At 39.9% G+C, this 14156-nt stretch carries 10 protein-coding genes; 6 read left to right on the top strand and 4 right to left on the bottom strand.

What is annotated here, in order from left to right:
- The coding region (locus KO534_RS07665) for a hypothetical protein (protein WP_215929061.1) at window positions 1-296 on the top strand (296 nt) is incomplete at its 5' end.
- 30 nt (window positions 297-326) lie between these two features.
- Here KO534_RS07665 and KO534_RS07660 read toward each other — a convergent pair.
- Both KO534_RS07660 and KO534_RS07655 read right to left on the bottom strand, forming a co-directional pair.
- On the bottom strand, window positions 327-1118 hold the full coding sequence (locus tag KO534_RS07660) for a transporter substrate-binding domain-containing protein (protein ID WP_215929060.1): 792 nt from the start codon (window positions 1116-1118) through the stop codon (window positions 327-329).
- A 50-nt stretch (window positions 1119-1168) separates the two neighbouring features.
- Window positions 1169-2065 (bottom strand): LytTR family DNA-binding domain-containing protein, encoded by an 897-nt coding sequence (locus KO534_RS07655; protein WP_215929059.1) that lies wholly within the window; start codon window positions 2063-2065, stop codon window positions 1169-1171.
- 146 nt (window positions 2066-2211) lie between these two features.
- On the opposite strand from KO534_RS07655, the gene KO534_RS07650 reads away from it, so the two are divergent.
- From KO534_RS07650 to KO534_RS07640, 3 genes are all read left to right on the top strand, one after another.
- Window positions 2212-3447 (top strand): acyltransferase family protein, encoded by a 1236-nt coding sequence (locus tag KO534_RS07650; RefSeq protein WP_215929058.1) that lies wholly within the window; start codon window positions 2212-2214, stop codon window positions 3445-3447.
- Window positions 3448-3630: 183 nt separating this feature from the next.
- The gene (locus KO534_RS07645; RefSeq protein WP_215929057.1) at window positions 3631-4392 is read left to right on the top strand and encodes a potassium channel family protein; all 762 of its coding nucleotides are present in this window, start codon (window positions 3631-3633) and stop codon (window positions 4390-4392) included.
- A gap of 329 nt (window positions 4393-4721) precedes the next feature.
- Entirely contained in the window at window positions 4722-8102 is a 3381-nt protein-coding gene (locus KO534_RS07640) for a beta strand repeat-containing protein (RefSeq protein WP_215929056.1), read from the top strand.
- A 44-nt stretch (window positions 8103-8146) separates the two neighbouring features.
- Here KO534_RS07640 and radA read toward each other — a convergent pair whose 3' ends face one another.
- A complete protein-coding gene (gene radA, locus KO534_RS07635; protein WP_215929055.1) occupies window positions 8147-9511 on the bottom strand; it encodes a DNA repair protein RadA in 1365 nt (454 codons plus the stop codon).
- A 171-nt stretch (window positions 9512-9682) separates the two neighbouring features.
- On the opposite strand from radA, the gene KO534_RS07630 reads away from it, so the two are divergent.
- Both KO534_RS07630 and KO534_RS07625 read left to right on the top strand, forming a co-directional pair.
- A complete protein-coding gene (locus tag KO534_RS07630; protein ID WP_215929054.1) occupies window positions 9683-12202 on the top strand; it encodes a PilZ domain-containing protein in 2520 nt (839 codons plus the stop codon).
- An 11-nt stretch (window positions 12203-12213) separates the two neighbouring features.
- Window positions 12214-13074 carry a hypothetical protein gene (locus KO534_RS07625; protein WP_215929053.1) on the top strand — a complete coding sequence of 287 codons (861 nt, stop codon included), beginning with the start codon at window positions 12214-12216 and terminating at the stop codon, window positions 13072-13074.
- A 14-nt stretch (window positions 13075-13088) separates the two neighbouring features.
- Here KO534_RS07625 and serB read toward each other — a convergent pair whose 3' ends face one another.
- Window positions 13089-14147, bottom strand: coding sequence for a phosphoserine phosphatase SerB (gene serB, locus KO534_RS07620; RefSeq protein WP_354667915.1), 1059 nt, complete (start codon window positions 14145-14147; stop codon window positions 13089-13091).
- Window positions 14148-14156 lie beyond the last annotated feature (9 nt).

Raw genomic sequence — 14156 nt, 5'->3', positions numbered from 1 at the left:
TACCGTCATGGCTCATTACCAAGCCGTTAGAAAGCGGTCATTACCAAGCTGTTAGAAAGCGGGTGGGTCCATACCATTATTCCGGCGGCCTTTACTGCCATCCCTCATCTTCGTCTTTCCGGCAGTCTTTACTGCCATCCCTCTTCCTCGTCTTTCCGACAGTCTTTACTGCCATTCCTCATCCTCGTCTTTCCGGCAGTCTTTACTGCCATCCCTCACCTTCGTCTTTCCGGCAGTCTTTTGGCCGGAATCCAATTTTATTGTTTTATACCAATGACTTATCAATCGAGTATTAAAAGTTTTCGTAACTGTTCGGCATTACGCGTTTAGCGCCCTTTTATATTGCCAGCCACAAGTTGTGAAGAATATTTCTTAATAGTCAATTGCAATTCTTTGAGAATTTCAGGTTCAATATCGACGTTCGCTGCCAAGTACCCAGTAACCTCTAATTCAGGAATTGCAACCACATGTTTGGCTGTAGCAGTGTCCAATTTATACTGGATTAGCATCCCTTCTATTAATTCTGGGGATTCTACAATAAAATCCACTTTTTTATTTAATAAAAGCTTCCAAGAACAACCTATATCAGAACAAATGATGAGTTGTTTACCTTCTTCCAACCCTCTATCCAGTGCCCACTCATGAGCAATATCGTTACGCTGCACAGCCAACGTAAAATTTTGCACCTCACTGAGAGTTATATTCAGTAGATCTTGCCTATCATTTAATGCCACTAAGCCAAACTTATAGCGAGCAACCGGTAATAACCAATGAAACAATGCTTCACGCTTATCTGATTTCGCGATGGAGTAAATGAGCGTATTGGGTTCAGAAATGGCTTTCTGATACGCCCTTGCCCACGGATACATACTGATTGTTGCGGAAAGCCCAGATTTAGACAATAGAGTTCTGACTAACTTAGTCGCAGAACCTGATACTTCATTATTTAAAAGGGTTTGGTATGGTGGCGACAATTCAGTCACGACTTGCAATTTACTAGTGCTTGCTACGCAATTTCCACCGAACACTATGGCAACTAGAAACAATGTTCGGGTAAAGCATAAATGTAGTTTGAGAAACATCGATGATGAAATGTGTGATTTTTTATTTGTAGGCATGATAAAGAATTCCCAGAAACTTTACCAATTAACCCTTATTTTAATTTGAACTAACTTAATTGCACCTGAGCTGCAATTAATGTTTCAAAATCGATTTTATAACGTCTCGAAAGACGAACTTTCGTGCCCGATTGCATCACGATTTCCCCATCGCCACTCGACAAAGGTTCAATAAAATGTACCCAGTTAAGATTAACCGCAGATGATTTGTGTACTCGGACCAATCCGTAACTGCGGCTTTTAAGCATAAACTCAGCCATGGTAATGCGCATAGGGTATATTTGCTTGTCAATGTGTAAATTAACATAGTTACCGCATGCCTCTACCCATTCGATGTTGTTTGTTTTAATTAAAAATTCTTTTCCCAGCTTTTTGACTAACAAAATGTTCGGTAGGGACTCTGTTATCGTAACTTTGTCCTCAACCTTTGAATCACTAGAAATAGGTTGTGCATCACCAAGCCATTGTGCAATCAAATATCGATACATGGCGATTATTGCCACTAAAAAACAAAAACTCCATACGTCCTTTCGTAACTCGTATAAAAATTCGAAAAGTAACTGTTGTATTCCATTTGAAAACTGATAATCACTTTCGGTAAATAAATACACACTCTCTCGCATTGCGACCATTAGCGTAATATGTAAAACCCCATAAACCAAAGCGGCAATTAGATAACAAGCAACGCTGGTTTTCATTCTTAGCCAATTCCAAGGGTTTCTGCGCATAAACCATGCAATTACCGGAAAAAGCAACAGGCTTGCAAACGCACTGGAAAATTCCCAAACAAAGGGCTCCCATACTTGAAATGATATACTCGCTTCCCTTGCCTCTTCCATCAACTCAGTTGTGGCGTTAATCGTTGCATTTATGCTGAAATAACAAAGCAACACCAATATTTCAAAGGCGACTTTGTGTTTTTGAAAGTATTCTTTCGAAAGCTGCATTCTAATCTAAAACCTTTGGTCCCGCATTTCCACCACTCATCACTTATTGTTTTCAATTCAATAAGTTAGCCATTTGAAAGTTTGGCGTTTGTGACAGTCTGTCATTTACATAAGAGACATTCTAAACATACGAACCGAATAAAACTATGAATAAAACTGCTGCTTTGAATACTCACCGATTACATTGTTTAGATTGGTTGAGGGTAATCGCTATTGGCGTACTAATGTTGTATCACACAGCAATGGTTTATGTACCTGATTGGGGCTTCCACTATAAAAATCCTCTCGATAGTGACCATATAAAATCTCTCATGCTATTAACCTCTCCTTGGCGAATGGGTCTTTTATGGTTAGTTTCGGGCATTGCCTTGGCCTATATGTGTAACAGTCATAATGTTCTAAAGCTAGTGGTAAAACGTACCAATCAAATTTTACTTCCGCTTTTGATTGGTGTGCTTTTTATTGTACCGCTGCAATTATTCGCGCAAATGAAACAAGCCGGTGAAATGCCGTTAAACTTTGTCGGTTTTGTATATGCTTTTTTTATTCAACCACAGCAATATTTTGTTAACTACTCGTCCGGAATATGGCCTCGATTTGATGTTAACCACCTGTGGTTTTTGCGCTCTCTGTGGCGCTTTAGTATGGTACTTATCTTAATCTCCCCTATTATCAAAATAGATAACGCAATCAAGGTAACTGATTGGCTATCCTCACGAATAACCTATCTACTACCGCTATTTTTGATACCGATTTTTATTATTGAATGGCAACTAGAGGGAGAACTAGTGCGTGAATATTATGGATTTGTATTATTATTTTTGGGTTTTACTCTAGGTGCTCGAAGTGCTTTTTGGCAAACCTTAATACAACACAGCCGTTTACTATGTATTCTTTGCATACTTGCCATGGTCGCGCTGCAAATAGGGTTCATAGAAATCTGGCAAACTGGCTTACATCAAACCAATAAACGCTTGGCTCTAGTGATTAATTGTATTTACATTTTAAATAAGATTCTGCCCTTATTCGCCATACTGGCACTGTCTTATCAATTTTTGAACAAGCCAAATAAAACCATTACCCAACTCAATCCCTTTGTCTTTCCACTTTATATACTGCACCAAAGTATCATCATAATAGTTGCTTATATGGCTTCAAATGGCCATGTGGTTTTACTAAAAGCACCCGAATATCAACTTTGGATAAATTTAGTTTTAACACCATTGCTGTGTGTGATTTTACTTCTATTAATCTCGAAATTTAACAGTTTGCGAATGTGTTTTGGAATGCGCTTCAAGGACAATGTTGACCCCTATCGAAGTTGGCAACTCAGCTTATTGGTATTGATGATTTGTGCTCCCATGATTTATAAACTCGTATAATGTAAACCGCAGCGCTTAGAGAGTATTGATTAGTTCAGAGATCCACTAATCTTGAAATTTTCACAATGGTTTCTGAGCTCCTCTCCCTCTTAGGTGTCTATCAATCATTGATTAGCACAACGATAATGTTTATGGTAGTTGCACTCTCTGCACAAACATCCCCCTCAATATTAAGCACAAAAAATGAAGCAAAAAATCAACAATTTATACAATGGTAATAGTACTGCGTCGAATAGATTTCGCTGGGGTTTGTTAGGTTTTGACGTTTTAACCATTGCGTATTTCATTATCTCCTCTTTTTTCCACTATATGCACGAATTGCGCTGGCTTGAGGTTAGCATTGGTATTGCCTATTTAATTGAATTTTGTGTTCGCTTGTTCATAAGTAAGAGGCGTTTTCGCGATATCTTACATCCAGTCGGTTTAGCAGATTTAATTGTTATTGTGTCATTATTGGCACCAACATTGGCTGCGAACTTTAGTTTTCTTCGGATTATCCGTGCTTTACGTTTATTGCGATCTTATCATGTCATTAGATTACTGCGTCGCCAATCCATCTTAGTACGGACTAACGAAGAGATAATTTTTAGTATTGTCAATCTACTGGTTTTTATCTTTGTTATAACGGCCGTAGTGTTAGTAAGCCAAGAAGGTAAAAACGCTGGGATAGGCAATTACATTGACGCCTTATATTTTACCATTGCGACACTGACGACCACAGGTTTTGGCGATATAACACTTTTAGGTACCGATGGTCGGATTTTGGCTGTTTTGATTATGATTTTTGGTATTTCGTTGTTTTTACGATTGATCCAAACTATTTTCCGCCCCGCAAAGGTCAAATATGCCTGTCCCTCATGCGGACTCAATCGCCACGATAGTGATGCTGTGCACTGTAAGCATTGTGGAGAAACAGTGCGTATAAAAACCGAAGGGCTGATTTGATGGTTCAAGAAACCTATCGCAGACTTAGGCTCTTTTTCATTCTAAACTAATTTGTATATTTTAGTGAGAATGGCGAAAAAGTGAGTGGCAGAGGCTCCTCATTCTTTAGCATTTTAAGTGAATTAGAGGAATGATTAATGATATACCACAACCAATAAAACTCTGCGTATACTACTTAGATTCCAGTGTAATCGTTGTGTATCTAATGACGTGGTGAAAATTGTGTGCAATCGGACGATAGGTAATGCCATCGTTGTAAATAGTATCAACACAACGAAAAATGTTGAATTTAGGATCTCTACAAAATGCTAGTATTTCGAAGAACGAAGGTGTCTTATTCATTTTTAACCTACTTTTGCGCGTTACTCTTGCTTTCATCTTGCGGGGGTGGTGGCGGAGATAGTAGTTCTAATACGGTCACTCCCTCCACTTCTTTAAACTCTATGAATACCACTGAGGTGGAGTCGAGTTTAAAAGTATCTGAAACATTTCAACTAATCACGACTGGTGAATATTCAAATGGTACTAGCCGGGATCTAACTTCCATGGTCACTTGGACGGTTGCCGATTCCAGCATACTTGAAGTTTCAAACTCCGGTTTGATAACGGGTTTGTCTGCAGGTGCCACTTCAATAACGGCAACTTACGAAGATCAAACAAACGAGATTAATGTTACAGTTAAAGCCTTGAGTGAATTGGTTGTTTCCGTGCCCATTGACGATATGGAAGTTTCAGAGTCTCAACAACTCAATGTAACAGGCCAATTTACGGATAGTAGTAGCGAAGAATTAAATACGTCAGTAGATTGGGAGTCTTCCGCTCCAAGTATCGCAGACATATCGAGCACTGGTGCGCTTGTTGCTGTTTCAGAAGGCATCGTTTCAATAACAGCGAGTTTTCAAGGGATAAGTACTAGCGTTCAAATCTCTATTCAAAAACAGTTAGGCTCCTTGTCAATAACCTCAATTACCTCTCCCCTAAAGATTTCGGATTCAATCCAATTGACTGCGATAAGTACTCTCGCAAATGGTACTGAGCAAGACATTACAACGTTAGTTACCTGGTCGGTAGCTAACTCAGAAATACTTAACATTTCGGATACTGGCTTGATAACTGGATTGTCGGCTGGTACTACCACTGTTACTGCAACATTCGAAGAAATGACAACTCAACAGAATGTTTCAGTAAAAGCCGTAACAGCATTGGATATATCCCCTACGTCTTTAACTTTACCAATTGCTTCTTCACAACAATTAAGTTTATCTGCCATATATACTGACAGTACACACGAAACATTGACTGATTCAGTGACCTGGAAATCTTCGAATTCTGATATAGCGAGTGTGTCAAGCTCAGGCCAAGTATTAGCAAAAAACCCAGGTTCGGTAGCAATTTCTGCATCTGTCGAAGGGATAAGCACAAGTTTAAATGTCAGCATATCTTCAGCCACTCTTCAGTCAATAGACATCAGCTCCGCAGTTAACCAGGTTGCGGCGGGCTTGACTTCAAGCCTTTCTGCAATAGGTATTTATTCTGACGGTTCTGAGCAAGATTTAAGCAACCAAGTGGTTTGGAGTGTTTCAGACACGTCAATAGCTTCTATTAACTCAGAAACAGGTTTACTAACAGCGCTGCAAACAGGTTCTGTATCTGTCATTGCAGGCAAACAAGGCATTACAAGTTCTTTGTCTTTTAATGTAAGTGCGGCTACCTTGACTGGCTTAGCAATTACACCTTCTATAATTTCTTTAGTTAAGGGGACAAGCAAAACGGTAAGTGTCACTGCAACGTTTTCAGATAAATCTAAACTGGAAGTGGGTGACCAAGTTAATTGGAGCATTTCAAATACCAAAATAGCAAATATTGCCCAAACCTCATCGACCGTTTCAGCTTTAATGGCAGGTACAGCAACGCTCACGGCTCGAATTGCAGATAAACAAGCAGACTTATCTGTTGTTGTATCTAGCGCGAAACTCATTTCAATAGTACTGTCTCCGGTTAATTCCTCCCTTCCACTTGGCCAATCTCGTCAGTTCAATGCCCAAGGAACCTTTGCCGATGGCACGATTCAGGACTTAACTTCGGAGGTTACTTGGTTGTCTAGTAACGACGGCATAGCACAAATAAGTAACTCCGAGTTTTCACCTGGTATCGCTGACTCCATAAGCTTAGGAGGCACCACAATCACCGCTATTTTAGGCGACGTTCAACAAGTTAGCACTCTAACTATTAGCGACGCAGTATTAAGTAGTATTGAGATTCAACCTTCCAATCAAGAAATAGCGAAAGGCACACAGTCTCAAATAAAAGCAATTGGTCATTATACTGATGGCTCGCTTATCGATTTAACTTCGAGCGTTTCGTGGAATTCATCTCACCCAAACCTTGTCAGTCTGCAATCAGCAAATAGTGGGACTGTGATAACGCAAGATATAGGCACCGCTCTAGTTAGCGCTGAATTAGAGGATGTGATTGGATTAGCGAATATTGTGGTTTCATCCGCTACTCTAACGAGTATTGCAATTGAGGCAGCGCAGACTATGGTGCCTAGCGGAATCACTCAACGTTTAACCGCAGTGGGGACATACTCAGATTTGTCTACGAAAGACTTAAGTCAACAAGTGAGTTGGATTAGCGATGATGTACTAAAAGCGACGGTTTCAAATAATAGTGCAGAATTTGGCTTGCTCAGGGCAATTAACCCAGGGCAAGTCGTTATATCAGCAAGCATAGGTGAGTTTACAGACCTTATAAACATCGATGTCACGGATGCAGTATTGACAAGTATACAAGTCAATATCCCTGCATCTCAGCTAATAGTCGAATCTTCCCTCTTAGCAATGGCTACAGCGACGTTTTCCGATACATCCACTTTAGAGGTATCTACTCAAGTAAATTGGAGCAGTAGTGCCACAAATATTGCTTCAATAGGGAACACTACAACAGACAAAGGCACAGTTAATGCTTTGACTGCAGGAACGGTACAAATCTCTGCTAGTTTACTGGGCATTGATTCACCACTTGTTCCCCTTGAAGTCATTCTCGATCCCAATCTACCTAAAGCGCTAAATCTAGGTGTGCAACCCAACATAATATTGAATGATAATAATGATTCGGCTCAGATTGACCTGGTTTTAGTCCCAAATGCAGAGTCTGGCATCATAGCCGATGGCACTCCCATCAACTTGACTATCACAGAAGGTACCGCAACCCGAGAAGTAATGCTGGCGATTACAAATGGTGCCGCGAGCTATTCGTTGACGTCTTCTTATGATGGTTTTATTTCACTAGCGGCCTCTTCTAGCGAATTTTCAGTAGGGTCTGGCTTGTCAAGTACCGATAGTTTAACTGATGCATTCTCAGTGATTGGTCAGGGAACGATAGATTTCGAGAACAATACTCTCAAATCAGGAAGTATTTTCTATTTATACCTTCGTAATCTAACCAATAGAGAGTTTGTAATTGACCAAATCGATTTTGGATATTTAGATCCTAATAATAGTAATGTTTTCGTTCACTTTCCCGAATCCCCTGTTTCCTCAGGTCCCTTTGCAAGTAATGGAGATTTAACCGCTGGCGAGTTTAATTATATTGGCTATGAATTAGAAGCCGATGTGGAAGCGAGCCTATATGTCATTTCATACCTATTTTCGGATACGCAAAGTAATAGTTCATTTAGGTTTGATATTACGTTTAACTTTGCTCAATAACGAAAGATACGCTCACAAATCAAGTTTTTATTACGGTTAATTGGTTAAAACGCTTCCAACGCCTCCGATAAGCGTGATACGCCAATAATTTCAATACCCGCGACACGGTTTTTAGGAACGTTTGCCTTGGGAACGATGGCGCGTTTAAAACCGTGTTTAGCAGCTTCACTTATTCTTTCTGAACCATTTGGAACGGGCCTTATTTCACCTGACAAACCGACTTCACCAAAAGCGATTAATTCGCGATCCAATACTTTATTTTGAAAGCTTGACACTATCGCTAATAACAAGGCTAAATCAGCGCTGGTTTCATTCACTTTGACCCCACCAACAACATTTGCAAACACATCTTGATCGTTCATTTGCACATTGCCGTGTCTATGTAACACCGCCAATAACATTGCTAAGCGGTTTTGATCAAGCCCAACTGACACTCGCCGTGGATTAGCCATTTGTGAATAATCCACTAATGCCTGAATCTCTACCAACAGTGGCCGAGTCCCTTCCCACACAACCATGACTATACTGCCAGGTGATTGCAATTCATCGCGACTGAGAAAAATAGCAGAGGGGTTATTCACTTCTTTCAGGCCTTTTTCGGTCATGGCAAAAACACCCAGTTCATTCACAGCGCCAAAACGATTTTTTTGACTTCTTAACGTCCGGTAACGGCTATCACTTTCACCTTCGAGCATCATCGAACAATCAATACAATGTTCTAATACCTTGGGTCCAGCTAAACTACCGTCTTTGGTTACATGACCAACTAAAAACATCGCGATGTGATTTTGTTTGGCGAATCGAGTTAAATAAGCGGCACTTTCGCGCACTTGCGACACACTGCCTGGGGCAGATTGCACATCGGCTACCTGCATAACTTGTATCGAGTCTATTACCATGAGTTCAGGCTTGTGTTTTAAGGCCAAATCGCAAATGACTTCAATATTTGTTTCGGCTAACAAATTGAGCTTATCATTGGCTAAACTAAGGCGCTGTGCCCGCATAGCCACTTGTTGTAAAGACTCTTCTCCGGTGACATAAAGGGCGTTTTTAGTCTCGGCCATTTTACACATGACCTGTAACAACATCGTGCTTTTACCTGCTCCAGGAGAACCACCAATTAAAATGGCCGAACCTGGCACTATACCTCCACCCAATACACGGTCTAGCTCTTTATAGCCAGATGCAAACCTAGGTAACGCCTGTAAATTAATATTGGCCAATGGTTCAACTTTGGCTTGAGTTTGACCTGAATATCCGCCAGTACTTCGGCCACTTGAGCCCTTTGATGAAGACACCACGAACTCAGTAATAGTGTTCCAAGCATTGCAATCGTTACATTGTCCTTGCCAACGAGGGTATTCAGCTCCACAATCAGAGCATACATAAGCAGTTTTACGTTTAGCCATTTTTAATCGTTATCTTTCATTGATTTGAATTTTAAATTGATATTCACTAGGTGATTGTCGTATTTTATGTACGGATAATATCGTCTATAAATCATAGTTTTAGCAATATTGCCGATAACAATAAAATAAGCGTTAACCCCATAACAATATTAATGTGTTTACTTTGAATTCATGAGCCAAGATCTAGAAGAATACCACGACATCATCGAAGAACTTAAGCCTATGATTAATGAGCCTGAGTTTAACCAAGTATTGAATCAGGTTGCTTCGGGAATATCAAAGCAAAAACGATTTTTATTAAAAATGGAATTGATGCGCCTAGCTCGACCTTGTATCCGCTTAATTGATTTACGTGGTTTAGTTGACGGAAAATGCAGAATATATGAGCATCAAGGCAAAGAACATTCTCTAGACGATATTGCCATTGAAACCTTTGAACGCCAAGTACGCATCTTTGGTGAATACACCATAGGCGTTTATGAAGCCGTCACCAATACCGAAAATAACTTTAGGGTTAGATATAAAAAAGAACAAGAAGAAGCAAAAGCACAGCGCAATAAGCCAGTTGTAGTTAAACCCAAAGTTGAAGAGTTTCAAGCTCCCATAATTAAGTTTGGTGGATTTGCCCAAAGAGGCGAAGAGCGCATGAATTTTTCGGTTAATATCGAAATGTTCACCGACTTAAATAAAAGCATTCAAGCTACAACTATCGATGTATCAGTCAATGGCTTAAAAGTTAAGGCCAGCAAAGAACACCTATTAAAACCCGAAGAACGTTTGACCGTTCAATTTCGTGGCTTAGAGAAAGAATATTTGCTAGATAAGCGCCAAGGGGTAGCCTATATAATTAGTAGTGTTGAGCGAACTAAAGACGATCAAAGATTAAACCTGAAACGTCAGTTTGACACCCCATTTCCTTCTTTTGATAAATTTTTTGAGCGTTTTATTCACGGCAACAAACGTCGCTATAAAGTTAACTTAGACAATACAATCACTGCAATCCAAAACAAAACCTATGAACAGTATTACATTCCCAGCTTTGTATCTATCCCGGTTTTTATCGAAAAAGTGAACGAGCAATACAGTCCAAAGTATGCCTTAGCCAATGATTGCAACAGAGAAGAAATTCAGTATTGGGCAAATGAACTACAAGATTTAAAAATCGGCTATTTATTGAGTGACGAACGTATCAAACACGGCCTTTCTCTTAATAAAAATCGCCAAGAAATGTTCATTTTTGTGTTTAACCATATTAAAAATGAAAAAGTCTATTTTTACTCCGCCACCCATGCTGAGCTCGATGCTAAACCAGACTTAAAGAACTTATTTTTAGGGTATGGCTCTCGCAAAATCAGCTGGAGGATCTATAAGTTAGAGTTTACCGAAGTTGATCCTCAGCAGAGTTATCGCCCACTCTCTATAGGCAATTCGATTAACGATAAGGTAAAAAGACAAAACCAAAAGCCTTCTCCACGCCTGATGTCGCGGTTAAAAAACATCCATCACGTTGCCTTGCTAACCAATGTCACCGACGACATTAGTACCGAGCATTATCAAAAATTCAAAATAAAACGAGAACAATTGGCACAGCTTAAAGTGTTTGGTCATCCTCGAAATCGTCCGCCCCCTTTAGTAACAGTTTATCGATTCAAGTATTTTAACCAGCGCCGGGAAACACGATTTCTATTGAGGACCGCTGTACAAGTCAACGTTGATGGAGTGGTTATTGAGGGGCACACCGAAGATATATCAACCCAAGGGTTGCGAATTGAGTTAGAGAAATTTTTCCACCAAAGCGATAAGGTGAAGGTCAATCTTAGTTTTCCACAGTTACAGTCGGTCACTTCAAAATATGAATTGACGGATTTACCCTACATCGTTAGAAACCTGTCTAAAGACAAACATGTAGTGCACTTGCAAAATTTTGTCACTGAAGAAAGCAATACTGCGAGACGATTTTTTGAGGCCCTAATCAAGTCTAACCGCTCAAAACTCAAAGCATATCGTGACGAAGAAGAAGTACCAGGTATTGGGGAAGCGTTGCGTAATATATATGCTAAGAATGTGATTAATGTTGCCTACTTTTTACGTAAAGACGGTGTCGATTTTGTACCCGATGCGGTCGCAACCTCGACCGAAAGCAATAGGTTAACTCAACTACTCAACTTTCAGGCTAAACCTAAGCACTTCAATTTATACCCACTTTTTCGCAACGCACAAAAGCGCCACGACTTTATTAACCACACGTTGGCAAAAATTAAACCTAATGATCGCCCTGAAATGCGCGAATTGTTTATTGCTTTCGACCCGAGTAAAGAAGTAATTGGCGACGCTATCAACAGTTATTTTGTAGACCAGTTTACTAAACCGGAACAGCGCAGGCAGTTTGTCGCTCAAGCGCTACAACATGGTCAATTTATTGCGGTGAAAGTATTCTTGGCTCGAACTGGTAGACCTGATTTTGAAACCATGCAGTCAGAACTCAATTACGTGGGTGTTTATGCGGTACATAAAGCGAAATTACTAGAAGAACAGCTTTGGAATATATCAGCCATGGGCGATATTATTGATGTAACTGACGAAGTGTTAAGGCGTTACGAGTTTTCTGAAAATGCTATTTTGCTCAACCATAAACCTCCCGCTACTCACAAAGTAAAACAAGTGGGAATAGAACAATTGCTGAAAACCTAAGGTAAAAACAGATGTCTTATTTGCTATCGATATTGGCGTTATGTTTATCCCTTGTAGTTTTTGATACCTATAGCCACGATCCAAAGTCATTACCTAAACAAACTCATTGGTTATTAGTAGACAATTTTGAACAAGCCAATCCTCTCACTAATTGGTTAATGATGGATACTGACAACAATACTCAGCCTTATGTCAACAATCCTCAAGTGACAGAAGTGCGATTAGAGCCCCGCATCAATAATCATTATTTAATCAAAAAGCCTGCAGCAGAGGGCGTAGTAGGTAACAGAAAGGCAATGAGCATTATTAAACTTCCCATAGAGGTGGAAGTGGGCGAAACCTTCACTTTTTACACTCGAATTAAGGTCGAATATTTCCCAAACAACCATTCATTTGGTCTAAGTAATTTATCAGCCAAAGAAATTGAACAACAAAACTACAATGCGTTTGAACCAATGCTTCGAGTCACAGATAAACTTGAATCCAATGGCTACAAAAATGATGGCACTTTAATGGTGATGGGCGACAACAAGAGTTATCACAAAATCCAGCATCTAAAAACCGGACAAGCTGCACGTCCTCTTGTTGAAAACAGTTGGTATGAGCTTTGGTATGTCATCAACAACGCCACACTAAAAGAACTAGGTCAAAGTTATGATCTTTATATACGTGGAGGGGAATTTAAGCAGCAACAAAAAGTATTTGAAGCCGCTCAATTCAGAATGAAACGTGAGCAACCTTTAGCTTTCTTTATGACCATCAGTAATACAGGACCCGCCAAAAAGCCTTACGGCAATGGCGGCCTAATGTACGACGATATTTATATGTCTCAAGGCGTAAATCTAAGCGAACCTTTGTTATCAGCTCGCTAAACAGCGATTGGAATTTATCGGGCAGCTAAAACCCACAACAATGAATCTAAACCACCGCGACGGATCGCCATATCTGCTTTCTGACGCACTATTGGTTTTGCATGCAGCGCAACACCAAGAGCTGCAGCATTCATCATAACTAAGTCATTCGCTCCGTCACCCATGGCAATAGTCTGACTAGGTAAAATAGTCCATTTATCAGCGAGTGTTTTCAGTGTCTGTGCTTTTACGTTAGCATCGACTATGCTCCCTCGCACCTTACCTGTAAGTCTCGAATCCTGTATATCTAAGTCATTGGCTACCGCAGCATCAAGGTTTAGCCTATCTTGTAAATAATCTGCAAAGTAACTGAATCCACCAGACGCTATTGCTACTTTCCAATTATAAGATTGTAAAATTTCAACCAAATTTGCGACGCCTGGCATAAGAGGTAGAGCATCACGTACTTGTTGTAAAATGGCTTCATCAGCCCCCTCTAAACAAGCAACTCGAGTTCGTAAACTTTGCGCAAAATCCAATTTACCTTGCATTGCCTGCAACGTCACAGCCGATACTTGTTCACCCACCCCCGCCAACTCGGCAATTTCGTCAATACATTCAACCGCTATGACTGTGCTATCCATGTCCATCAACAATAGACCAGGTTCAGATAACTGAGGTGTCTTGTTGACTAAACATAATTCAACGCAAAAACGATTCGCTACCATTTCTAATTGGTCGTTTAAACTATCTTGAGTTTTTAATGTAACAAAAGCACAAATAGCAAAACCATTTAACCCTTCTACTTGAATAACTCGAAAAAAGGCAATATCGAGAAAGCCGGATAACGTCTGTGCGATTATAGATAATTGCTGTAGATGTAAACCTTCGGTAAAAATAACCAATTTATGTTGGTCTGCTTGAGCACTGAACGAAGTAGAGTCAGAGGTGGAAAGTTGCTCGCTTTCCAATGGGTGTTCGCTACATAAAGTATCGCCAAACAAGGTAAAATTTGTCATACCTTTTTGGCAAATCAAACCTGTTAAATATAAATGTGATAACAAATCTTGTTCAGTAACCTTTATTTCAAACACTATTGGATA

Origin of the sequence: Paraglaciecola arctica, assembly GCF_018861065.1 — a bacterium.
In the GTDB taxonomy this organism is placed as follows: Bacteria; Pseudomonadota; Gammaproteobacteria; order Enterobacterales; family Alteromonadaceae; genus Paraglaciecola; species Paraglaciecola arctica_B.
This window is presented reverse-complemented; position numbering and strand designations above follow the sequence as displayed.

Bases quoted from the DNA above. Each gene is read 5' to 3' on its own strand.
- KO534_RS07660 (WP_215929060.1), bottom strand. From the start codon at position 1,118: ATGCCTACAAATAAAAAATCACACATTTCATCATCGATGTTTCTCAAA.
- KO534_RS07655 (WP_215929059.1), bottom strand. From the start codon at position 2,065: ATGCAGCTTTCGAAAGAATACTTTCAAAAACACAAAGTCGCCTTTGAA.
- KO534_RS07650 (WP_215929058.1), top strand. From the start codon at position 2,212: ATGAATAAAACTGCTGCTTTGAATACTCACCGATTACATTGTTTAGAT.
- KO534_RS07645 (WP_215929057.1), top strand. From the start codon at position 3,631: ATGAAGCAAAAAATCAACAATTTATACAATGGTAATAGTACTGCGTCG.
- radA (WP_215929055.1), bottom strand. From the start codon at position 9,511: ATGGCTAAACGTAAAACTGCTTATGTATGCTCTGATTGTGGAGCTGAA.
- KO534_RS07630 (WP_215929054.1), top strand. From the start codon at position 9,683: ATGAGCCAAGATCTAGAAGAATACCACGACATCATCGAAGAACTTAAG.
- KO534_RS07625 (WP_215929053.1), top strand. From the start codon at position 12,214: ATGTCTTATTTGCTATCGATATTGGCGTTATGTTTATCCCTTGTAGTT.